The 23815-nt window shown below is 39.3% G+C and carries 24 protein-coding genes; 11 read left to right on the top strand and 13 right to left on the bottom strand.

The window, feature by feature from the left end:
• Window positions 1-40: 40 nt before the first annotated feature.
• On the bottom strand, window positions 41-466 hold the full coding sequence (locus tag AC3E9U_RS06445) for a VOC family protein (protein ID WP_488746078.1): 426 nt from the start codon (window positions 464-466) through the stop codon (window positions 41-43).
• 219 nt (window positions 467-685) lie between these two features.
• Between AC3E9U_RS06445 and AC3E9U_RS06440 the strand changes: the two genes are divergently transcribed.
• Complete coding sequence (locus tag AC3E9U_RS06440; RefSeq protein WP_488746077.1) at window positions 686-1495, top strand: hypothetical protein; 810 nt, start codon at window positions 686-688, stop codon at window positions 1493-1495.
• 50 nt (window positions 1496-1545) lie between these two features.
• Here the strand turns inward: AC3E9U_RS06440 and AC3E9U_RS06435 are convergent, their stop codons facing one another.
• The 3 genes from AC3E9U_RS06435 to AC3E9U_RS06425 form a co-directional block, all read right to left on the bottom strand.
• On the bottom strand, window positions 1546-2514 hold the full coding sequence (locus AC3E9U_RS06435) for an acyltransferase family protein (protein WP_488746076.1): 969 nt from the start codon (window positions 2512-2514) through the stop codon (window positions 1546-1548).
• A gap of 3 nt (window positions 2515-2517) precedes the next feature.
• Entirely contained in the window at window positions 2518-2973 is a 456-nt protein-coding gene (locus AC3E9U_RS06430) for a tRNA (cytidine(34)-2'-O)-methyltransferase (RefSeq protein ID WP_488746075.1), read from the bottom strand.
• Between the two features lie 113 nt (window positions 2974-3086).
• Complete coding sequence (locus AC3E9U_RS06425; RefSeq protein WP_488746074.1) at window positions 3087-3674, bottom strand: pseudouridine synthase; 588 nt, start codon at window positions 3672-3674, stop codon at window positions 3087-3089.
• Window positions 3675-3766: 92 nt separating this feature from the next.
• Between AC3E9U_RS06425 and AC3E9U_RS06420 the strand changes: the two genes are divergently transcribed.
• The 4 genes from AC3E9U_RS06420 (at window position 3767) to AC3E9U_RS06405 (ending at window position 6839) form a co-directional block, all read left to right on the top strand.
• Window positions 3767-4189: an SRPBCC family protein gene (locus tag AC3E9U_RS06420; protein WP_488746073.1), complete on the top strand. Its 423-nt coding sequence runs from the start codon at window positions 3767-3769 to the stop codon at window positions 4187-4189.
• Window positions 4190-4206: 17 nt separating this feature from the next.
• On the top strand, window positions 4207-4614 hold the full coding sequence (locus AC3E9U_RS06415) for a VOC family protein (RefSeq protein ID WP_488746072.1): 408 nt from the start codon (window positions 4207-4209) through the stop codon (window positions 4612-4614).
• Between the two features lie 10 nt (window positions 4615-4624).
• Window positions 4625-5467: a VOC family protein gene (locus AC3E9U_RS06410; RefSeq protein WP_488746071.1), complete on the top strand. Its 843-nt coding sequence runs from the start codon at window positions 4625-4627 to the stop codon at window positions 5465-5467.
• Window positions 5468-5693: 226 nt separating this feature from the next.
• A complete protein-coding gene (locus tag AC3E9U_RS06405) occupies window positions 5694-6839 on the top strand; it encodes a sensor histidine kinase (RefSeq protein WP_488746070.1) in 1146 nt (381 codons plus the stop codon).
• A gap of 42 nt (window positions 6840-6881) precedes the next feature.
• Here AC3E9U_RS06405 and AC3E9U_RS06400 read toward each other — a convergent pair whose 3' ends face one another.
• The 5 genes from AC3E9U_RS06400 to AC3E9U_RS06380 all read right to left on the bottom strand — a co-directional run bounded on the left by AC3E9U_RS06400 (window position 6882) and on the right by AC3E9U_RS06380 (window position 12932).
• Window positions 6882-9071 (bottom strand): multicopper oxidase domain-containing protein, encoded by a 2190-nt coding sequence (locus tag AC3E9U_RS06400; protein ID WP_488746069.1) that lies wholly within the window; start codon window positions 9069-9071, stop codon window positions 6882-6884.
• Between the two features lie 11 nt (window positions 9072-9082).
• The gene (locus AC3E9U_RS06395) at window positions 9083-9556 is read right to left on the bottom strand and encodes a DUF3347 domain-containing protein (protein WP_488746068.1); all 474 of its coding nucleotides are present in this window, start codon (window positions 9554-9556) and stop codon (window positions 9083-9085) included.
• Between the two features lie 3 nt (window positions 9557-9559).
• Window positions 9560-9781: a heavy-metal-associated domain-containing protein gene (locus tag AC3E9U_RS06390; RefSeq protein ID WP_488746067.1), complete on the bottom strand. Its 222-nt coding sequence runs from the start codon at window positions 9779-9781 to the stop codon at window positions 9560-9562.
• 94 nt (window positions 9782-9875) lie between these two features.
• Window positions 9876-12290 (bottom strand): heavy metal translocating P-type ATPase, encoded by a 2415-nt coding sequence (locus tag AC3E9U_RS06385; RefSeq protein ID WP_488746066.1) that lies wholly within the window; start codon window positions 12288-12290, stop codon window positions 9876-9878.
• Window positions 12291-12371: 81 nt separating this feature from the next.
• A complete protein-coding gene (locus AC3E9U_RS06380) occupies window positions 12372-12932 on the bottom strand; it encodes a helix-turn-helix domain-containing protein (RefSeq protein ID WP_488746065.1) in 561 nt (186 codons plus the stop codon).
• A gap of 797 nt (window positions 12933-13729) precedes the next feature.
• Between AC3E9U_RS06380 and AC3E9U_RS06375 the strand changes: the two genes are divergently transcribed.
• The 6 genes from AC3E9U_RS06375 (at window position 13730) to AC3E9U_RS06350 (ending at window position 21124) form a co-directional block, all read left to right on the top strand.
• The gene (locus tag AC3E9U_RS06375) at window positions 13730-15091 is read left to right on the top strand and encodes an RCC1 domain-containing protein (RefSeq protein WP_488746064.1); all 1362 of its coding nucleotides are present in this window, start codon (window positions 13730-13732) and stop codon (window positions 15089-15091) included.
• A 490-nt stretch (window positions 15092-15581) separates the two neighbouring features.
• Complete coding sequence (locus AC3E9U_RS06370) at window positions 15582-16952, top strand: DNA recombination protein RmuC (RefSeq protein ID WP_488746063.1); 1371 nt, start codon at window positions 15582-15584, stop codon at window positions 16950-16952.
• A gap of 6 nt (window positions 16953-16958) precedes the next feature.
• Window positions 16959-17324 carry a 6-phosphogluconate dehydrogenase gene (locus tag AC3E9U_RS06365; protein ID WP_488746062.1) on the top strand — a complete coding sequence of 122 codons (366 nt, stop codon included), beginning with the start codon at window positions 16959-16961 and terminating at the stop codon, window positions 17322-17324.
• Between the two features lie 5 nt (window positions 17325-17329).
• Window positions 17330-17878, top strand: a complete 549-nt coding sequence (locus AC3E9U_RS06360) for an acyl-CoA thioesterase (protein ID WP_488746061.1) — start codon at window positions 17330-17332, stop codon at window positions 17876-17878.
• A gap of 87 nt (window positions 17879-17965) precedes the next feature.
• On the top strand, window positions 17966-19078 hold the full coding sequence (locus tag AC3E9U_RS06355) for a hypothetical protein (protein ID WP_488746060.1): 1113 nt from the start codon (window positions 17966-17968) through the stop codon (window positions 19076-19078).
• Window positions 19079-19108: 30 nt separating this feature from the next.
• Window positions 19109-21124, top strand: coding sequence for an FG-GAP-like repeat-containing protein (locus tag AC3E9U_RS06350; protein WP_488746059.1), 2016 nt, complete (start codon window positions 19109-19111; stop codon window positions 21122-21124).
• A 58-nt stretch (window positions 21125-21182) separates the two neighbouring features.
• Here the strand turns inward: AC3E9U_RS06350 and AC3E9U_RS06345 are convergent, their stop codons facing one another.
• The 4 genes from AC3E9U_RS06345 to AC3E9U_RS06330 are packed head-to-tail and all read right to left on the bottom strand — an operon-like array spanning window position 21183 to window position 23733.
• Window positions 21183-22061, bottom strand: a complete 879-nt coding sequence (locus AC3E9U_RS06345) for a DUF5777 family beta-barrel protein (protein WP_488746058.1) — start codon at window positions 22059-22061, stop codon at window positions 21183-21185.
• A gap of 3 nt (window positions 22062-22064) precedes the next feature.
• Complete coding sequence (locus tag AC3E9U_RS06340; protein WP_488746057.1) at window positions 22065-22811, bottom strand: T9SS type A sorting domain-containing protein; 747 nt, start codon at window positions 22809-22811, stop codon at window positions 22065-22067.
• Window positions 22812-22816: 5 nt separating this feature from the next.
• Window positions 22817-23335 carry an ankyrin repeat domain-containing protein gene (locus AC3E9U_RS06335; protein ID WP_488746056.1) on the bottom strand — a complete coding sequence of 173 codons (519 nt, stop codon included), beginning with the start codon at window positions 23333-23335 and terminating at the stop codon, window positions 22817-22819.
• A 2-nt stretch (window positions 23336-23337) separates the two neighbouring features.
• Window positions 23338-23733, bottom strand: coding sequence for an OB-fold protein (locus AC3E9U_RS06330; protein WP_488746055.1), 396 nt, complete (start codon window positions 23731-23733; stop codon window positions 23338-23340).
• Window positions 23734-23815 lie beyond the last annotated feature (82 nt).

Below are 23815 nucleotides of genomic sequence, written 5' to 3'. Positions count from 1 at the left end.
AGGCCCGAATAACGGACCTTTTAATTTTATAGCTGCCAGATTATTTCTGCTCGTAATCGTAGTTAATCATCCAGTTAATGCCGAATTTATCCGTGCACATTCCGAATAAAGCACCCCAAAATGTTTTGTTCAACGGCATGGTTACAATTCCGCCCCCTGAAATTCCGCCAAAAATTCTGTTAGCCTCTTCTTCACTGTCTGCATTGATGGAAATGGTGATGTTGTTTCCTTCTTTATAGTCCCCGCCAAAACCTCCTGCCGCGTCGCTACCCATCAAAACAGTATTCCCTACAGGTAAGGAGATGTGCATGATTTTTTCTTTGTCTTCTTCTTTAATCGGATATTCAGACGGCATATCCTTGAATTTTCCTGCATAAGGAAAGTCGCCTCCAAAAACGGATTTGTAAAAATTAAATGCTTCTTCGCAGTTACCGTTAAAGGTAATGTAAGGGTTAACTTGTGCCATGTTTTATATGTTTTTAATTAAGTTGATCAGTAACAAATATAAGTGAAAAATGATTTATAAGAAATAACCCATCACTTTATTTTTCTGTTAAGAAAAGCACATAAAAACACTTTAACTTTTTGTAAATTAATAACTTATGATATTGTCGTAACTTTGATTACTAAAATTTCCCAAAGCATCGCCCCTATCACGGAGTAATAATTTAATTCGTAATTAATTATGAAAAAAGAGTCTTTCATTAGAAAAATTCTCTTCGTTGGGCTTTTGCTTGTGTTTTTTTCATGCGACAAGGACGAATATACCAACAATAGCCCGGAAGGAACCGCTTCAGCAACAAAAGGTACCGTAAACCAGATTGTTTATGGCGACAAAGTTGAAGTGGGAAATGGTCTTGTTAATTCATTTATGATCTTTGATGAATTCGGAAAACCTTTAGAATTAGGGATAATAATGACGAAAGATGTACTCGATAATCTGCCACCCGATTCTGATTTCGAGAAACCGGCTGTCATCCCGTTACCTAAAAACGCATCCGATTTTACAGCGTTTAACCACATTGAACTGAATTACAACCCGGACAACTATTCTAAAATCCCCGGTTTTAAACGAGCTCATTTCGGTGTGTATTTTTATATGATATCCGAAAATGACAGAATGGAGATTCCGGCCTGGTCCGATGAAGCAGAAGCGAAATTCGCTTTCTATCCTCCAAAAAATTATATGCCTAATGATTTTTCACCACTACAAAAAGGAAGTGGTTCTTTCGCCACCATGGGCAGACATTGGCTCAATATTTATGAAGGTGATCTGGAGGCTTACACCTTACGATTAGGTACTTATAATGGTAATTTCGTATTTATCAACCCTGTTGTTACTTTGGATTTTTTAAAAACCGGAAAAAAAGTCAACACTTCTTTTTCGCAAGGAATCAATAACCCGTTAAACAATATGCTGCCAAGGGAATATACAATTTACACCGACGAAGTCGGCAATCATTACATCTCTTTGGGTAATTTTATAAGCCGATAAAATTAAGATTCCGTAAAACGTTTTGCGGAATCTTAATTTCTCTGTTTTCCCTATAAAAAATAGGGCAATTTGCGGTTGATCTTTTCCACAATAAACCAGAATAGAAGAGCCAGCAGGCAAATCAGAACATACTTCAGTAAAATGAATCCAAAGGTTCTTTGCGGTAAAAATTCATAAACCAGTCGTATCGCATAAGGATGACATAAATAAATACCAAGTGACATGGTCGAACTGATCTTCAGATTTGACTGTGCGGTATTTTCTGCGGTTATCGAAAACAATAGCATGCTCAGGGGAAGAATCATCAGCGAGAAATCCAATGCCCCTATTTTAAAGGTATAATAGCCGTAGACTTCCATAAAAAACAGTAGCAGAAAAGGCACAAACAACCAATCTCTTTTTGTTGCCGGTTCACGCCAATGCTCGTATAAGGTACCCAAAACTAAAAAAGGATAGCCCATGAAAATGAAATTGCGTGTGGTTCCCATTCCTTCATATACTGACTTCAGTGCCGGTATCTGATTCAACACATTGATTTTGTAAGCCAACTGAAAAGCATATCCCAAAAGGAACAGCAGAAGCGCCAGAAGGAATTTCTTCCGCACCGATTTGCCTCTGAGGTAATACAATAAAACAACACCGCAGACCGTAGCCGAGAGATACCACAAATGCCAATAGCCGTAAATCAGTTTTAAGATCAGATCGGAGGTCGAAAACCATCCTAATTTATAGACCCGGATCAGATCGGGAAGATAGATAAGCTGCCAGACGAAATAAAGAAACAGGATGCGTTTTCCGTATTTGATCAGATAGGCTTTATCATTTATTTTATTGCGGAGTAAATAGCCGGAAATGATGAAAAATGTCGGCACACCGATTCGGGTGATTCCGTTGGCTATTTCATAAGAAAGGATTCCGGTAAACCCTTTTAATCCGGAGAGCGGAAAAATATGCAACGCCACAATCAGAAAGGAAAGCCCTAACTTTAAATAATCGATTGATGGATTGCGACCTGCCATACGTTATTTTTTAAGCATAATCTGCCGTTTTGCTTCGCCTACCACAAAAGCAACGGAATTGGCAATATTGTAACTTCTTATTTTATCCGACATCGGAATGGTCAGATGGTTTTCAAATTGCTGCATTACTTCCTGACTTAAACCAACACTTTCTTTTCCGAAAACCAGCCAGTCGCCATCCTGAAAAGCTGCTTCATAATAGGATTTATCGGCATGGGAACTCATTAAAAAAACGCGGGACAAATCCGGAACTTGTGTCTTCCATTCCGCTACATTCTGATATTCAAACCAATCCAGGTGTACCCAATAATCCAATCCGGAGCGTTTTAGGTTTTTATCAGTTATTTCAAATCCAAAGGGATGAATCAGATGTAATCTGCTTCCCGTCCCAACACACAAACGACCTATATTTCCGGTATTGTTTGGGATTTCCGGTTCCACTAAAACGATGTTTAACATATTTGGTTATTTGATGTTTGGGTTATTTCTTTTCTATATCTGTTTACTGACACCTGCCTTCTTCTATCTGCCTTATCCCTTATCCCTTATCTCTTGATTCTTGTTTCTTGCCTCTATTCTCTAATCCCTTCTATCTGAAAATCATTCACCTCTACTACCTCCCCCGCTTTCAAATTGTGTAAATCGATTGTTCCCACCCGAACGCGAATGAGTCGTAAAGTCGGTAAACCTACTGCGGCGGTCATTTTGCGGACCTGACGAAACTTTCCTTCGGTTAACGTAATTGAAAGCCAGCTGGTCGGTCCGTGTCGTTCGTCGCGTATCCTTCTGCCCTCGCCTATATTCTCGGGTAAATCAGTCAGTATTCTCGCTTCGCATTCTTTAGTCGTATAGCGAATCCCCTTAAAACCGATTTCAACTCCTTGTTTCAATTGATCGATGGCTTCCTGGGTAACTAAGCCGTCAACCTGTGCATAATATTCTTTTTCAACCGTCTTGCTTCGGACCAGCTCACTCATCATTCCATCGGTAGTTAGCAACAGTAATCCTTCAGAATCTTCATCCAGACGACCTATAGCCATCGTTCCGTCGGGAAAAGGGAACAGTTCACCTAGTTTTTTCTTAGCGCGTTTCTTCTCATAAATGAACTGACTCAAGTATCCATGCGGCTTATGGAGCAGAAAATGACGGTGATTATTCATAAAGCAAAAATACTGTTTTCATTTATCTATTAATAAAAGTTCGTAAATTTATGACTTTTGATTTTCAAACGTCTGATTTAAAACAAGATCCCATGGCAAATAAAAAAACTACCATTACAGTCAACGCACACGTAAATACCCCTATTGAAAAAGTATGGGAATTCTGGACCCTTCCGAAACACATTACACAATGGAACAATGCTTCAGACGACTGGCACACGCCCAACGCGACTAATGATTTAAAGGACGGCGGTGAATTCAGCTTCAGGATGGAAGCCAAAGACGGTAGTTTCGGCTTTGATTTTGGTGGGGTTTACGATAAAGTAAAAACGCACGAATCCATCCATTACACCATTGGCGATGGCCGGAAAGTTCATATACTCTTTGAAACTTTGGGTAACACGACAGTTATAACAGAAACCTTTGAAGCCGAAGAAGTCAACTCCATCGAACTGCAGCTAAGCGGCTGGCAGGCCATATTGAACAACTTCAAAAAATATACTGAATCCAATTAATTCTTAAATCGTACATCATGAGATCACAGGTTTTCATTAATCTTCCGGTAAAGAATCTGGAAAAAGCAATGGATTTTTATACCAGGATAGGTTTTAAAAACAATCCCCAATTTTCGGATGAAACTGCAGCGTGCATGGTTTTCAGCGAGGAAATTTATGTAATGCTCCTAACCCATCCCAAATTTAAAGGCTTCATCGTTAAAGAAATTGCTGATGCTTCAAAAACTACCGAAGTCATCAATTCCTTATCCATTGAAACCGTAGACAAAATGAATGAGATGGCTGACAATGCGGTAAAGGCCGGTGCGGTAGAATATTCAGAACCGAAAGATTACGGTTTTATGCAACAACGTTGTTTTGAGGACCTGGACGGACATTGCTGGGAAGTTTTTTATATGGACATGAGCAAATTCCCAACACAATAAAATCGACACCATGAAAAATCCAATCTATCCTTGTCTTTGGTTTGATAAGAATGCCAAAGAAGCTGCTGATTTTTATTGTACGGTTTTCAACGATTCCAAAATTACAGCTGAGAATCCCATCGTAGTAACGTTTGAAAGTGCCGGTCAGAAATTCATGTGCCTTAACGGCGGGCCTGCATTTCAGGTCAATCCTTCCATTTCCTTTTTTGTGGTCTGTGAAACCGAGGCTGAAGTTGATAAAGCCTGGAATATTCTAATTGAAGAAGGTTCCGTGCTGATGCCTTTGGACAGTTATGAATGGAGTAAAAAGTACGGTTGGGTGCAGGACAAATTTGGTGTCAGCTGGCAATTGTCTTTTGGTAAATTAGCGGAAGTGGGGCAGAAATTTACACCTACTTTAATGTTTACGGAAGACGTGCACGGGAAATCGGAAGAAGCTATCAATTTCTATACTTCTGTTTTCAAAAACTCTGATATTGTCGGCATCCTTCGTTATACGGAAGAAGATGATCATGATGTAATCGGGACGATAAAACATGCGCAATTCAAACTGAACAGCAATGTTTTCATGGCGATGGATAGTGCTTTGGCAAAAGGTTTCGGATTTAATGAGGCTATTTCCTTTGTTGTGGAATGTGAAGATCAGGCGGAAATCGATTATTTCTGGAATAAATTAACGGAAGGAGGGCACGAAAGCATGTGTGGCTGGTTAAGTGACAAATATGGCGTTTCCTGGCAAATTATACCGGAGATCCTAAACGAGCTGATGAGCAACCCTGAAAAATCACAAAAAGTTGTAGAAGCCTTCATGAAAATGAAAAAATTTGATATTGCCACATTGCTTAACGTTTAGTTTCTTTTCAGGAAAGTCACCACAATCACAATAATTTGATACTTTTTTATATGAAGAAGTAAATTCTTACTTTATTTTCTAAATTTTACAAAAAATATTGTATTTTTGTTATCGATTTAACGTTTTTCATTAAATAGGGAATCGTATGAATAAGCCAATCTTTTTAGAGAATTTAAAGCTTCCCTCGCGGAATATCGCTTTGCATTTGCTGTTCATAACTTGTTTCATGTTAATTTCTTTAAATCATTCACCGAATAGGACTCGCGCTGAAAAAAGGATAAGAGATCCGAAAAACGCAGAACGACATTTAGCTGGCCATCCCAAAAAAGAGGATAATCGCGTTTGGGGAATATTGGAAGGAACAACAGTTGTTAATAATGGTATCACAACGGCAAGCACACTGATTCATTATGGCAATGCTGGATGCATGATAAATGCCGGAAGAAACAGCAAAAAATATTTAAAGGGAGTGGTTTGGTTATTTAAGAATTTCCAAACCATTCTTTTTTTTGCACAAGTCGACACAAAAGGGGTATCCTCCAACACTACTTCAGGTGACGGTTCCTTTACCTTAAAAAAATACCTGATCTGGGGCAACGCTTTCTTTCTTTTGTTGATTGTCAGTCCGATTGTTTTGTACTATCAGGCAACCGTAAAAAAACTTACGCTTTCAAAAAAAGAAACGGAAAATGAGAATGACAGTCTGACCATTGCCAACAAAGAACTGTATCGTTTTGTGTACAGTGCTTCCCATGATTTACGTTCGCCTATTAATTCGGTTAAAGGACTGGTGGAAATTGCCAGAGAGGAAGAAAACATCCATCAGATTAAAGATTACTTGAATTTAATGCATGAAAGTCTTAGCCGGCAGGATCAGTTTATCAGCGACATTATTGATTATTCAAGAAACAAACGAAAGCAGAAATGCATCGAAACCATCAGCCTTGATAAACTGACTGATGAAATAATTGCCCAGCATCAGTACATGCAAAAAGCGAATGCGATTACGTTTACAAAAAACATTGCACTTGACAAGGTAATCATTGATAGTTTACGATTGCGGATCATCCTGAACAATCTGATTTCAAACGCTATCAAATATTCGGACGATACTAAAGAAAATAAACACATTTCAATCAAAACCTATGAAAACAATTCCTCTGTCGTGATTGAAATTGAAGATAACGGCATTGGCATAAACAGCGAATGTATCGGAAAAATTTTCGATATGTTTTTTGTCAGCAATGAGAAAATGGGATCCGGCCTCGGACTTTACATTGTCAAAGAAGCCGCCGACTGCCTTAACGGAAAAATTGAAGTCCGTTCCGAAAAAAACATAGGCACAACCTTTACAGTAACCCTTCCCAAATAGGAAAATCACCAGTTTTGATTATCCTTTAAAAAGCATGTTTATTTAATACTGAAAAGTTACTCCCGCACCCCATTGCATGTCGCTGTCATAGTGCGTCGACAGGGCCCAATATTTTGTAAGTATGTATTTCGCACCGACCGTCCATTCTTTATCGGTGTTCCCCATTCCGCGCAGGCGTAATCGTTCTGTTAGGGGAATATCGTCCCTTGAAAATGCAATCCTGACTTTTCCCTCCGAATCCACTCGGGCATCGGCAACAATAAACCAAGGCATAGTGTATTGCAAACCTACCGACATCACACTTCGCTTATCTTTGGTATTCGTCTGATTAAATAGGTTGGTTTCAGTTTCTCCTCCCGGGCGATAGCGAAAATCCCAACCGACATAAGGCATCCAAAACTGGCTTCTGCCTAAAAGCCTTCCGAAGCGGAGTTCGTTTTCGTAGCCGTATTCTTTTTTAAAGCCCACATGCCATTCCGTCTGAAGCATCCATCGCGTATTAGCATATCGGATTTCACCATCGCTGCTGTTACTTTCCACACCAATTTCGGCGCCCAAATAAAAACGGCGGTCATCGGCATAGACTTTACGCAACGCTTTCTTCGGATCTCCCAAGTTGGGATTTACAGGAGAGTTTTCATAACTGAAAATTTTACCCATTCCCGACATCATATGATACAGAATATGACAATGAAAATACCAGTCGCCGTAATTTTCCGACGCATGAAACTCGATCACATTGGTTTCCATCGGCATGATGTCCATTACATTTTTCAGTGGAGAATAGTCGCCTTTATCATTTACAATTCGGAAGAAATGGCCGTGTAAATGCATCGGATGGCGCATCATCGAATTGTTTTTCAGAATGATTCTGATGTTTTCACCTTTCTTTATCAGAATCTTATCCTCTTCGGATATCGTTTTGTTATCCATGGTCCAAACGTAGCGATTCATGTTTCCGGTCAATTCGAAAGTAAACTCGCGAAACGGAAGATCCGGCAACTTCGATTTGGTTACCGATTCCAGCATACTGTAGTTTAAAGTCCCCTTATCTTCTTCAGGAGTTTCAGCATGATCGTGATGCATTTCTTCCATCTTTTCGTTCTTCCCCTCTGTATAACTTCCGGTAATTTCGGGATACATCACGGCATTCATATCCATTTTTTGCAACGACATGTTCATACCCATATCGTTCATTTTTCCGCTGGTGGTCATCATGTCGTTCATCATTTTCATCCCTTCGAAATACTTTAGCCGCTCCATTGGCTTCACTGGTCTTTTAGTACCTTCTCCTAACCAAAGCGATGTTGATCCGGTTCGGTCTTCTGAAGTGGCTGAAAATTCATAACTGCTTTTTTCAGGGATTGTAACTATGATGTCATACGATTCTGAAACACCAACAATAATGCGATCAACATTTACCGGCTTTACATCAGCACCGTCACTGGCCACCACTTTCATTTTTCCGCCTGAAAACTGCAGCCAGAAATAAGTGGAAGCACTTCCGTTGATTACCCTTAACCGTAATTCTTCGCCGGGTTTTAAATCGGAAACTGCATCACTTAAACGACCATTGATGAGAAACTTTTCGTAGTAGACATCGCTCACATCCATGGCCATCATACGCTTCCATTCGTTTTCCAGTTTTGTGGTGAAATGGCCTTCTTTGATGGCTTGGACATAATTTTGGGTCGCCCCTTTTTTTATGGCATACCAATCCGTCGCCTGATGTAGGGAACGTTCGATCTGATTTGGGTTCTCATCACTCCAGTCAGTTAGTAAAACCACCTTTTCTTTTATTTTTGAAGGTTCTTTTTTGTGGATGATAAAAGCGCCGTACATCCCGACCTGTTCCTGCAGCATCGTATGCGAATGGTACCAATATGTTCCACTTTGAACGATTGGAAAGCGATAAACTGCTTCTCCGTGAGGTTTAACAGGAGGCGTGGTTAAATACGGCACGCCATCCATTTCATTGGGTAAAATGATGCCGTGCCAATGCACCGAAGTTTCATGGTGCATATGATTGTGAATGTGGATTTCGGCGATGTCCCCTTCGGTAAATTCCAAAGTGGGTGCCGGAATCTGGCCGTTAATTGCTATTGCAGGCCTGGTTTTTCCTGTGAAATTCACCATCGTATCCTTAATATGCAAATCGTAACGTTTTACTTTCTGTCCGATTGCCATAAAAGGGAGCGAGATTATAAACAACAAAAGGAAAAACCTTTTCATGGTCAATGTATTTAATTGATTGTCTTCTTAACCTCGCCACAGGTCAGCATTGCTTTTCCGTAGAACGGGTTTTTAACGGCATCGGAATCATCTAACCAAGTGACTTTTTTCATCGGACAATACATCACATATAATTTTTCGGAACCAAATACTTTTTGATCCGCTAAGGCAATCATAGAGCCTGATATCTTGCCAAATCCGGTTCTTATTTCTTCTATCGATTCTGTTTTGCTGTAGATATCGAAATAGGCCGCCATAAATTTCAGTTCTTTTTGTTGCGCTGTCTTACCGGCAGTAACGGGTTGCAATTCAACAACATCCTTTTGCATCTGTATTAGCGCATCTTTAGCATTTCCTGCATTTGAAGCCACCAAAGCGTCTTCCAGTTTCAGGTAATCCTTAAGGAGTTGAGTGTACTCCTTGTCTTGTGCCTGGGCCGTCAGTAAACCTGCCCAACTCATCATAATTAAAAAAAATGTTTTCATAATTTATTTGTTATCTGTTAGTGATTCGATTTTAAATCCGGCATTCTTAACCTGCTCTAAAAGGGCTTTCTCATCAAGATTATCAGCTGATATGGTTAAGATTTTATCCTTATTTGCCGTATCCACTTCCCAATGGTTTTCACCCAGCATTGGGTTTAAGATTGGGGTTACTTTGGCCACACAACCGGAACAGTTTATATTGGTTTTGAATTGTTTTGTTTTCATGGTATACAAGTTACTAATTATTTCCTTACAAATTTCGAGAGATCCTTTGATGAAGTTGTTACACTATTTCGGTTCCGTTTTACAATATTTACAGTTATTTTTTCAACTTTAACCTCAGACTGTTGCTTACCACAGATACAGAACTCAAAGCCATAGCTGCACCGGCGATCATTGGATTCAGTAAAAAGCCGTTAAATGGATATAAAACACCTGCTGCAATCGGAATTCCGATTAGGTTATAGATGAAAGCCCAGAACAGGTTTTGCTTTATCGTAGCAACTGTTTGTCTGGAAAGTAAAATGGCCTGCGGCACTTTTAGCAAATCGGAAGAAATAATGGTCATATGTGCCACATCCATAGCAATATCAGATCCTTTTCCCATTGCGATGCTCACATTCGCCTGCGCTAAAGCGGCACTGTCATTGATACCGTCACCGACCATAGCGACTACTTTCCCTTCTGACTGCAATGCTTTCACAAACGATAATTTGTCTTCCGGCAAAACCTCAGCTTTGTATCGGTTAACTCCCATGCTTTTTGCTATTGACCCGGCAGTCTGTTCATTATCGCCGGTAAGCATGATCACTTCTAATCGCTGATCCTGAAGTTGTTTAACGGCTTCTACAGAAGTTGCTTTAATTTTATCGGCTACGGCAATTACAGCCAGAAGTTCTTCCTCATTGAAAAAATACAATAAGGTATGTGGCAATTCGGAATTCTTCACGATAAACGCTTCAAAACTGTGCTCGATAACAATGTTATTTTGGATTGCGAATTTTTTATTTCCGACAAAATAGGTTTTACCTTCTATTGTCGCTTTCACGCCAAAACCGGTCATGCTTTCAAAGTCTGAGACAGTTTTAGATTTTACTTCTTGATAATGCGAAACTACCGCATCGGCTAGTGGATGTTCCGATTGTGCTTCAATTGAAAACAGGATTTCAATATTGTTTTGATTTTCATCTTTCCAAAATGAGTCAACCACAGATGGCTTTCCCTCAGTGAGTGTTCCCGTTTTATCAAAGATAAGGGTGTCGATTTTTTGCGCAAGTTCGAGACTTTCGGCATCTTTTATCAGGATTCCTTTTTCAGCTCCTTTACCTACTCCTACCATGATGGCTGTTGGTGTTGCCAATCCAAGGGCACAAGGACAGGCGATTACCAGAACGGTGACCATGGCCAGCAGGCCTTGCGTTAATCCGTTTTCACCACCTAACAGTACCCAGGCAATTAATGTGATCAGCGAAATGACCAGAACCAAGGGAACAAAAATACCGGCTATTTTATCAACCAGTTTTTGAACCGGAGCCTTACTGCCCTGCGCATTTTTTACCATCTGGATAATTTGGGAAAGCAACGTTTCCGAACCTACTTTTTCGGCGGAATACTGAAAACTTCCTTTTTGATTGATGGTTCCTGCAAAAACCATTTCTCCTGTATATTTAGCTACCGGAACCGGTTCTCCGGAAATCATGCTTTCGTCTACGAACGAAGTTCCTGAAGTGACTTTACCGTCGACAGCGATTTTTTCACCGGGCTTAGCTAAAAGCACATCACCAGGAATTACATCACTGATTTTCACCTCTTCCTGCTGATTGTCTTTGATTAAGCGGATGACAGTTTTAGGTTGCAGTCCCATCAGTTTTTTTATTGCCGAAGCGGTATTCCCTTTTGCTTTTTCTTCCAGCACTTTTCCCAGGAGAATAAAGGTGATGACTACCGTAGCGGCTTCAAAATAGACGTGAGCGTGTAACCCACGACTGTACCAGAAATCGGGATTCAAAGTATTAAAAACACTGAAAAGATAAGCGATCCCTGTGCTTAAAGCAACCAAGGTGTCCATATTGGCTTTTCGGTGTTTGGCTTGTTTCCAGGCATTGATGAAGAAATTCTTTCCGAACCAAAACAATACCGGAGTTGAAAATAGCCACATGACCACATTAGCAAAAGACCAATTCATGAAGAACATCCCGATTACAAAAACAGGCAACGTAAACAGAGCGGCCAAAGTCGTTCGCTTTTTTAAAACTTCAAATTGCTCTTTCTGACGGTCTTCAATCTCAGTTACCTGATTTTCCGACTCCGAAGTTATCAGATCATAACCGATACTCTGGATAGCTTTTTTGAAGTTTTCCAACTTAGCAATTCCGGGCACATATTCGACTGTGGCTGTTGCATTGGCATAATTCACTGCAGCAGTCACGACACCTTCTTCAAAAGAAAGCATGCTTTCTACGCTCACGGCACAGGAAGCACAGGTCATCCCTTCCACTGGGAACGATTTTTTTACCGTTGAAACATTGTATCCCAAATCGCGGATATTCTGAACGAGTTGTCCTAATTTAAAAACCTTGGGGTCGGTTTCTATTTTTGCCTGATGGTTGTTAAGTTCCACTTTATGCGACAAAACGCCTTCGGTTTTATCCAAAACATCATCTACAATAAGGGCACAATGTTCACTATGAACATCTTCCAGAGGGATTACAGTTATTTTATGATCAGTTTCCATAGTTCTTATTATTTGATGATACAAAGTTCCGTCAGACAATAAAAGAAAACGTTACAGTATTTTCAGTATGGATTGTAACTTTTACAGTTGGTCAAGCGGAACCCGTTTTTGCTGTCCGATGGATTTGAAATGAGAAGGTGTCAGGCCGGTGACTTTTTTAAATTGATTACTGAGATAAGCTACACTGCTGTACCCTAACTGATTAGCGATCTCTTTTAATGAAAGTTCATCATAAACGATGAGTTCCTTCACCTTTTCTATTTTCTGAAGAATGACATATTTTTCGATGGTAGTCCCTTCCACGTCGGAAAAAAGATTACTCAGGTAATTATACTCGTATCCCAATTCGGCGGACAAAAAATCGGACAGGTTTATTTTAAGAAGTTCTTTGTCGTGGTGGATGTGTGTAATGATCAGACTTTTGATTTTTTCGATGACCTGACGTTTTTTATCATCAATTAATTCAAAGCCTATTTCTTGAAGTTTTTGGGCTAATTGTTTCCGATCGCTTTCCTTCAACGGATCCGCAAATTCGATTTCGCCTAAAATGACACCTTTGTAATTCAGACCGAGGTTGTCAAGGATTGTTTCCGCTGCCAATATACAGCGGTGGCAGACCATATTTTTAACGTAGACTTTCATATTGATTTGATTACGTTAAAATTACGAATTCTTTTATAAAAAGAATTATTAGCTGTAAGCAGCTTAAGATTAGAAATAAAAAAGAGGCCTTTTTACAGGCCTCCTTATAGTATTTGATTTACTATTACCCTCTAACTATACTAGTGTAAACGATCACGCAAACCTGATAATCCTTTAACAGACTAACATTTTTGAATAACAAATCAAAAACCATACTCAAAGGTACAATTTTTATTTTTTTAACTAACTACAAATCAAAACATTAACAGAAAAAGTTATTAACAATCACCAAATCCCTATGCTCTATGTATTGCATAAAAAAAGAGGTCCTTTTACAGACCTCTTCTCACAGTATTTGATTTACTATTACCTTATTAACTATAGCCTAAATGTTTTTTAATTATCACTAATGAAAAACATGATCTCGCTATTTTAGTCTTTCTGACTTCCGAAGATATTTTTTCACTTCTCCGAACCGAACCTGCCCTCTTTTCAAGGATGAACAAATCCGAATAACAAATCAAAAACCGTTTAATAAAGTTACAATTTTTTTCTTCATAATTCACTATGAAAAACATAAATTAATTAAAAAAACATCACTTGTAGATGTTTTCTGTCACTTCACCTAAAATAGTTAAAAAAGTAAAACTTTAACTTTATTTTTACTAAATTAACAAACTAAAACCCTTTATCTGGATAAATTAGAAGTAAAAACTTATTTTTAGCAATCTTTCTAAAATAAGATTTATGCTGTTGAACAATAAGGTTTATGCTGTTGAACCTAATTAAGTGAGCCTATGAAAAAATTATTACTTTTAGTATACTTACTAATAGCGCCAGCACTCCATGCGCAATGCTGGACGGCTATATCGGCAAAAAACGGACAATCAGCCGGTATTAAAACCGATGGTTCCCTCTGGACATGGGGATTTAATGGTGAAGGTCAATTGGGTGACGGCACGCACATCAACAGAAACATTCCTGTTCGTATAACCACTGCCACTAATTGGAAAGCAATTTCTTCCGGCTACAATCATATGGTAGCATTAAAAACCGACAATACGCTTTGGGCCTGGGGATCAAACGACTCCGGTCAGTTGGGTGACGGATCCAATACCAATTCGTCAGTTCCTATCCAAATCGGCACCCACATCAACTGGAAAATGGTTTCAGGCGGCGGCAGTCATAATCTTGCCTTAAAAACAGATGGCACTTTATGGGCTTGGGGAAGTAACGTTTCCGGTAATTTAGGCGATGGGACAACAATAAACAAAAACCAACCGGTCCAAATAGGAATCGAAAACGATTGGAAATATGTATGTGCCGGTCTGAACAATTCGTATGCCATAAAAACAAACGGAACGCTTTGGGCCTGGGGTGACAACTCTTATGGGCGATTGGGCGACGGAACGATCAACACCAGACTGGTACCCACGCAAATCGGCACCTCCTCTAATTGGGCTAAAATTTCGGAAGGCTATCTGCATACTGTCGGCATCAAACAAAATGGCACGTTATGGGCCTGGGGCTGGAATGCTTATGGACAATTAGGAGATACTACTCAAGCCAACAAATCAGTTCCTGTCCAAATAGGCACTGACGCGGATTGGCTAAATGTTACTGCGGGAGGATATCATACCATGGCAACAAAAACAAACGGAACGTTATGGGGTTGGGGATACAACAATTTTGGACAATTGGGTGATGGTTCAAACACTACCACGCTCGGGCCTATTCAGGTAGGAACGGACACCAACTGGATCGACATTGCGCTGTCATATCAACATACCATTATAATCAACAGCAACGATCACATACTTTCCTGCGGTTATAATAGTGACGGAAGACTGGGCATTGGTTCCAATCAACACAGAAATATCCCTACCAATATCGATTGTACTACTTTGAGCGCGGAAAATTTCAAAAAAGACTTAGTTTTAAATCTGTACCCTAATCCTGCTTCAGACAAAATTATGTTGGTATTTCCGGAAAGTTATGCAATTGAAAAAGTGACTCTTTTTGATATCACCGGAAAGAAAATCAAAGAATTATCCGAAATAACAACTGAAATTGATGTGCACGAATTAAAAACAGGAATGTATTTACTGCAGATCAACATCGAAAACCAAATCCTAACAAAGAAATTTATGAAAAATTAATTTTGTCCCTAATCAAATTCTCTTTAATAATGCATAATATCCACGGCAATCACTTTTCTGCTGAAATGGAAAATTATAGCACGACGCAAATACATTCTTTTCACTATTTACATTTATGTATTAGGCATGGTGGCAACTGCATTTTATTTCTTTCCGGAAGTTCTTGAATTCTTGCAAAGCAATACTTCGAACGGAATTTCTCCAGAAGAATGGTGTCAGAGAGGCCAAAAGTGGTTAATCCTAAGCTTCTTAAGCATATTCTTTGTCTACCTCGCCTTTATATCATTGCTCATTGCCCTGACCAAGAAAAACAACCCTTCTGAGCAAAATGAATACTGAACATTTTGAAAGTAAGAATCCTCCGATTCGCATACATCAGCAAAAAATAAACTTTAAAATTATTTCCGCCAAAAGTAATTTCCATCTATTAATTCGTTCAAAATACAGTTTATTTTTTTCTACTTTTACGGAACAGAAAAATCATAAAACCATGTCGCAACCCCTTTTACTAGTAGCCGCATTTTGCATTGCCTTAGGAATAGGCATTTTCATTGGAAAAATTTTATTTTCAGCTAAATCCCAATCTGAGAAATCAGGATTAGAGGAGCGAATTAACGGTTTGCTTGCCCAGCTTGAACAGGCAAAAGAGCAGTTTCAGAACGAACGCAATAACTTCGAAAAACAATTTCAGCAGTTAAATGCGGAAAAAGAAAATATCCGCACGGAAAAAGAAGCGCTTGCCATTCAATTATCCAAAAAAGAGGTGGATTTTGAAAACCTTTGGGAACGCAACAAAGAACAAAAAGACGAAGTGAACCAGCTTCAGGAAAAATTCACCAAAGAATTTGAAAATCTTGCGAATAAAATTCTGGAAGAGAAAACAAACAAATTCACCGAGCAAAACAAGGAAAATCTTAAAAACATACTTTCTCCGCTTCAGGACAAGATTCAGTTATTTGAAAAGAAAGTAGAAGACACCCACAAAGAAAGCATCGACTATCATGCAGCATTACGCCAACAGATTTTAGGTCTGCGCGAGATGAACGAGCAAATGAGCAAGGAAACCTTAAATCTTACCAAAGCATTAAAAGGCGACAGTAAAATGCAGGGTAATTGGGGGGAGCTGATCTTAGAACGCGTACTAGAAAAATCCGGATTGGAAAAGGGAAGGGAATATGATATACAGCAGAGTTTTGTAACGGAAGACGGTTCCCGTGTTCAGCCCGATGTGGTTATTAACCTTCCGGATGGCAAGAAGATGATCGTGGATTCCAAAGTATCCTTAACCGCTTACGAACGTTATATCAACGAAGAAGATGAAAGTGAAAAATCGTCTTACCTGAAAGAACACGTTAATTCAATCAAACGTCATGTGGAAGGATTAAGCAGCAAAAACTATCAGGATCTATATCAGATAGAAAGTCCGGATTTTGTTTTGTTGTTCATTCCGATGGAACCGGCATTTGCATTGGCTTTAAACGAAGACAATTCCCTTTACAACAAAGCATTTGAAAAGAATATCGTCATTGTAACTCCGTCTACCCTTTTGGCTACGTTGCGTACCATTGACAGTATGTGGACTAATCAGAAGCAACAGGAGAATGCTTATGAAATTGCACGTCAGGCCGGAGCTCTTTACGATAAATTTGAAGGATTCATCAATGATCTGATTAAAATCGGAAAGAAAATGGACGAAGCCAAGACCGAGTACGGAAACGCCATGAACAAACTTGTAGAAGGAAAAGGCAATCTTGTTACCAGCGTGGAAAAACTTAAGAAAATGGGAGCTAAAGCCAAAAAAGCCCTCCCGGAAAGCATCTTAGTACGTGCCCTTGAAAAAGAACGAAATATTGAAAATTAGGTCATTATGAAAAAATTTCTAATCTATTCCATCATTGCTTTCGTAGTAGCAATAAGCGGTTATTTTGCTTTCCTATATTATGTCCCGTACAGTGATGGCGTCAGGGCTGGTGAACTGATTAAAGTAAGTCATAAAGGTGTCCTTATAAAAACCTGGGAAGCTGAAATAAGTCAGGGTATTGCAGGAGCGCAAATATTTGCTTTTTCAGTTTTGGATAAAGATTCAAAAGTCATTGCTGATTTAGAAAAATATCAGGGAAAATATGTAAAAATTAAATACGTGGAACGCTTCAAAACGTTTCCCTGGTGGGGCGATACCAAGTATTTTGCTGTCGATGTACAATTGGAGGAAACTCCGCACTTCAGAAAATAGAACCTATGGAAAATTTCAAAAAGGTAAGCGATTCGAAGATTACGCTATCGCAGTTGATGCTGCCCTCCCACTCTAATTTCAGCGGGAAGATTCATGGTGGTTATATTTTATCGTTAATGGATCAGATCGCATTTGCGTGTGCTTCGAAATACTCTGAAAAATATTCCGTAACCGCATCGGTGGACACAGTGGATTTTTTAAGTCCGATTGAAGTCGGCGAACTCGTTACACTGAAATCATCTGTCAATTATGTGGGAAGAACTTCCATGGTTGTCGGAATCCGCGTTACATCACAGAACATACAAACCGGAAAAGAAAAACACTGCAACTCCTCTTACTTTACCATGGTAGCTAAAGATGAAAACGGGAACTCAACACCGGTACCCGGACTAATCTTATCGAACCTGGAAGAAGTACGTCGTTTTTATGACGCGTTAAGACGCGCAAATAGTAAAAAAGAACATAAAATAACTGACGGAACCTTCGATTATTCCTCGGAAGAAGCCTTAAAAAACCTACAAAACTTTAACGTTGAACTAAAAATAAATCGTTAATAAAAACTATTAAAAAATAACAATTTCGCGTAAAAAAAATATATTTATTATATATTTGAACAAATAAGTTTTAAATATATACATTTTATGCAACAAAAATACCTACTAAAAGCTTTTGGCTTCTTATCCTTATTGACCGTAATTTTTCTCATTGCCTGTAATTCGGAGGAGGAAGCGGAATATACTTCAGTATCTCCGGTTAACGTAGATCTTACTCAGGTTCCCTATCCAAAATTATCCGATTATAAATTCTTTGAAGGATCTTTAAAAAACCTTAATCCTTCCTCAAAGGTTCTTCCTTATGATCTTGCCAGTACTTTATTTACCGACTATGCCAAAAAAAAGCGTTTTGTTTGGATGCCTTCAGGCTCAAAAGCCACTTATGATGCAGATGGGAAAATTTTAAAATTCCCAAAAGGTACGGCGTTAATCAAGACCTTTTATTACGATAATGTTCAGCCATCAAATACAACACGAATTATTGAAACCCGTGTAATGATAAAAAAAGGGATCGATCCGGTAACACTGCAAGATGAATGGATATTTGCTAATTATGTCTGGAACGATGCCCAAACAGAGGCTTATTTTGATCTAAACGGAAGTTATTTTCCCGTTTCATGGAAGGATGAAAACAATGTTATCAAATCCTCCAACTACAGAATCCCTTCAGGAACCGAATGTTTAACCTGTCATAAATCAAATGAGCGACCAATTCCTATCGGGCCAAAGCCGCAAAACCTGAATTTCAATTATACTTACAGCAGCGGATCAAAAAACCAACTGGCCAAATGGAAAGAAGAAGGTTATCTGGAAAGCTACCCTAATACGATCGTGAGTACGGTAGATTGGAAAGATTCCTCAAAATCCCTGGAAATGAGAGTCCGCTCCTATATAGATGCCAATTGCGCGCATTGTCATGCCACAAACAGCCATTGCGATTATCGTCCGATGCGATTTGCTTTCAGTGAGACCGCTAATCCGACAAACTTAGGTATCTGTGTAGCTCCTCAGGAAAACATTGACAACTCCCTAACTTATATTGTTACCAAAGGAAATTCCCAACGTTCAGTGATGCATTTCCGACTAAGTTCCGTAAATGAAGCCACCCGGATGCCGCTTCTGGGACGAACAATTGTTCACGAAGAAGGCGTTCAACTCATCGAGGAATGGATCAATTCTTTAGACCCAGCCTGTAATTAAAAACAGTAACCAAATTTATACAAACAGCTTATGAAAAAAATTACTCTTTATTTGTTATTTGGATTAACTTTTTGGGTCGGTGACGCCCAAAACACCTGTGCGACAGCGCTCCCGATTCCAGCCGGAAGTCACGTAGTCAGCGCTGTTGATGGTCCTACATCGATCGGAAACCTGTGCGGACCGAATACTGGGGTTGCAACTCTAAGCGAATGGTATACGTATACACCAACAAATGACTATACGGTAACCATTACAACTGATTTAGCTGTCAATTCCGGAAAAGACACACGATTTAATGTTTATACCGGCAGTTGTGCCGCATTAAACTGTTTTGCAGGCGATGACGATAGCGGTGTAATCGGAAACGGATTTTTATCAATCAGCACGTTCAATGTGACCGCCGGTACCACTTACTATATATCCTTTGACAACCGATGGAGTGCTGCAGGATTTACATTCCAGATCATCGAACAGCCTTTAGTCATTCCTGTTGTTTCTTTTACTCCGCAAACGGTTTCTGCAACGGGGACTTATAACTATTGTGTAGTTGACATGAATGGTGACAATCTGGACGACATTGTTTCTGTAAGTGCTTCACAACTTCAGATTCTTTACAAAAATACATCTGCTCCCGGTTTTACGAGTGCATCAATTCCAACGGCTAATATGACCAATCAGCCATCCTGGAGTATTGCTGCCGGGGATTATAACAAAGACGGATTCAATGATCTACTTCTCGGTGGAGGAAATGGAGCGACTTTCCTTAAAACATCAAATAGTGGAACAACTTATACAGCCGTTAATTACGCTCAATATATTTTTTGTCAGCGCTCAAATTTCACTGATATAAACAAGGACGGCAACCTAGATGCTTTCGTTTGTCATGATGTTGATCCGAATGTCTACTTCTTAAACAATGGTACCGGAACATTAACTTTCAATCAGGGAGGCTTAGGTGATCACACCGACGGCGGAAATTACGGGTCGATCTGGGTGGATTATGACAATGACGGTGATTCTGATCTTTTCATCGCAAAATGTCGCGGCGGAGTTACAACAGCTAACATCAACGAATTACACCGCAATAACGGAAATGGTACATTCACCAATGTGAGTGTAGCAGCGAATATGGCCGATCCAATCCAAACATGGTCTTCTGCTTGGGGCGATTTTGATAACGATGGAGATATGGATGCTCTCGTAGGCGCAAGCTCAAACGCAAACGGGATGCACAAACTGATGAGAAACAACGGAAATGGAACATTTAGCGATCTAACAGCCGGTTCAGGTTATGATACTTTTATGTCGATGGGAATTGAACATGTTGCTCATGATTTCAACAACGATGGTTATGTAGATGTTTTCGGCGCCGGAAACACCATGATGATAAATAACGGAAATATGACTTTTTCGCCTTATCCGGTAACTGCAACTAACGGACCAATCGGTGACTTAAACAACGATGGTTTTCTAGACATCCTTAATGGTTCTACCGTTTATTACAGTGTTCCAAATGCGAATCATTGGATCAAAATCAATTTACATGGAATTCAGAGTAACAGCAACGGAATCGGAGCCCGTGTCGAAATTTACGGCGCCTGGGGAAGACAGATCAGAGATGTACGAAGTGGTGACGGATTCCGATATATGAGCACATTAAATACACATTTCGGGATTGGAGCTGAAACACAAATTGCACAAGTTATTATTCGCTGGCCATCAGGGATAGTTGATATCATCAATAATCCTTCTTCTAATCAGGCCTTAACTGTAATTGAAGGAAGCACATTAGGAATTGCCGAAAACAATTTAGGTAACTTCGCGCTATATCCGAACCCGACGAGAGACTACATTAACTTCAATACTTCCAATGCAACGGAACAAATCAAAATGGTTACCATTTATGACCTATCCGGAAAAGTAGTCAAAAAAGACAATGCAACAAACAATCAGGTTTCTGTTCATGAACTGCAGAGCGGAACGTATGTAATTGTTTTGGAAAACAGTCTTGGTCAAAAATTCTCAAGTAAGTTTATCAAGAAATAACCTCAATAAAAAAGTCCCGAATACTCGGGACTTTTTTATTATTTCTATATCATTCAGACTAAAATACGCGCAGCAAATTAAATCCGAAGCAGATTTCTCCTTTCGACCAATCACCCGTTGTCTGTCCTAAATATCCTGTTTCATGCATTGCTCTCGAATTGGTAAAATGCATCTGAAAAACGTGTCCGCCTGTTTCGACATCCACGCCAATGGAAAGCGGATTTCTGTATATGGACTCGGACGCACGATTCAAATGGGCTGCATAATCAACATTTACGGACCAGCGCTTTGTCAATTTATATCTCCCCCCCATTCCAATGGCAAACTGACTGTTATTTTGCGGATTAGGCAAAATAGGCTCGCCACTTTCGTCTAAAATATCTCGTACGGTATTTTCATGGAAATACGTGGGCGCTACCTCTAATGAAAGCTTCTCGTTGAATTTCCTTGAAACCAATAGTTGCGTACAATAACTCAAACGATTTGCAAAGTCCATCCTCGGATAATTCTCCTCTTTCATTTCCGCATTCACCGCAATACTGTTAAATCCGACCAGGCTAACCGGAAAACCATCTTTTTCCTGCTCTTTTAATCTGTATTTAACCCCTGCATCAATAGTCTCCTGAAAACCACTTCTTGCAACATGCACGGTAAGCCAATCCGTCACACCATATAAAAATTTAAGCTGTGTGTTGGCATTATCCAATCCGAAGAAATCATCGAAACCATTTTTTAAATAATCAAATCGGTGGGCAACGATGAAATAAAAGTCTCCTTTTGCAGCCAGTTTTGTCGATTCCAGATTGACAATCTTTAGTCCTTTGAAGGCAGATTCAACTTTAGTATCAGCTTTAACAGTATCTATCTCAGCAAGTAAATCATCCTGAGAAAAGGCAAAAGCAGGAAATAGTAAAAGGGACAGTAAAATTCTCTTCATATATTAATTGATTACCAGAGTTTTCGTTCCTTCCCCATTCACTGTTTTTATTTTCAGTAAATAAGAGCCATTTGTCAATCCGGACAAATCCATGGCATTGTTATCGGAAGTCACTGTTGATTGTTTGATTTTTTTACCCTGGATATCATAAACAATCACGTCTGCTTCGTACACTAAGTTTGGTAATTCAATTTTCACATAATCTTTAGCAGGATTCGGATACACTTTAAAGCTGCTCAAATCGAAGCCATCCACTGACAAAGTTGCATTGGTTGCACTACAGTTACCGCCTCCATGATAAGTAACCACTAAGGAAGTTCCTCTGGCAAATGTCAGATGAAGCGGTTGTGCGGAAAACGGAAATGTAAAATCAGTTCCTTCTGTTGCAACTCTGCTTCTCGTTGCCACAACTGTTCTTACGCCGGCATTAATAACATTGGAAGTAACAGTCCAGTTTTGGGTATCCGTAGGCGGTGTTACACCCACGCCGTTAAAACTTCGATCGGTCATATTGGTCCCGTCAAAAATAACAACATCCTTACCAATATCATCCATTAACGCAGTAGCATTGAAAGCCACGCCCAGCCAACTTGTCGATGGCCCAACCAAGGTTAAAGTAACTGTAGAACTGGTAATATCAACTTTACCTGTGTAATTGGCAAAAAATTGAACGGTCCCTGTGGTAAAGGTCTGCGAAAACGCCCCTAATCCAAACATAAAAACTAAAATTGAAAGTGTAATTTTTTTCATAACCTTTATTTTTTTAGGAGTTGCAATAATTTTTCATCATTTGTCATTGTGGCATAATCCATAGCAGACTTTCCACGAATATCTTTAGTGTTTATGTCGGCATTTGCTTGAACCAGCACACCGACAATATCATATTTTTTAAAAAGTACGGCATAGATTAAAGCCGTATTTCCGCTTTGATCGGCGATACTGGTATCGGCTTTATGAGCTAACAGCACATTTATCATTTCTAAATTTCCTTTTACGACCGCTGCCATTAACGGCGTTCCGTAATTGCTGGTTCCGTTGATATCCGCTCCGTTTTCTACAAGAAATTTGGCCACTTCATTATTACCGCGATACGTTGCTAAAATCAACAAACTGTATCCGTCGCTGTTTACCGAATTAATAAGATTGGAATTTCCCTTAAGGAGGGTTTTCATTTCCTGAACTGTTCCTTTTCGGGCTACTTCAAAAATATCTGTCTGAGAAAAGACCGACTGAAAAAAAAGAAACAAAATACAATTTGCAATTACTTTCTTCATAACTATTCCGATTCAAGACTGCATTGATCCATTTTCATTTCTTCCAGTAAATCATCATACCCGATAAAACGGCCTTTGATTTTCACTTTCGACTGTACCTTAATACTCTGCGGCAGCTTATCTTTAAAGACGGCGAACATCTTTCCGTCAACAACTATGGCATTTCCACCTTCATCCAAACCGGAAACCATACCAGTCACATCTATGGTTTTATCAAGGTACTTTTCATTTGCTTTTTTCTCATCTGCCTTAAATTCAGCGTTAATATCACTGGCGGTAACGGTATAACTCCCTTTTTCAGAAGCTATGTCACGATGAGCCTGGTACACATAAGAATAAACAAAATAACCTATGAGCAAAAGCAAAACTACAACTGCTAAAATTTTATTTCTTTTCATATTATTTGACCATTTCTTACAAATTTAACTAATTTTCTTTTTAGTTTAACAATAAAAATCATAACTTTAATTACATAAATGA

It is taken from the genome of Flavobacterium sp. 21.1 (genome assembly GCF_057801535.1).
This window is presented reverse-complemented; position numbering and strand designations above follow the sequence as displayed.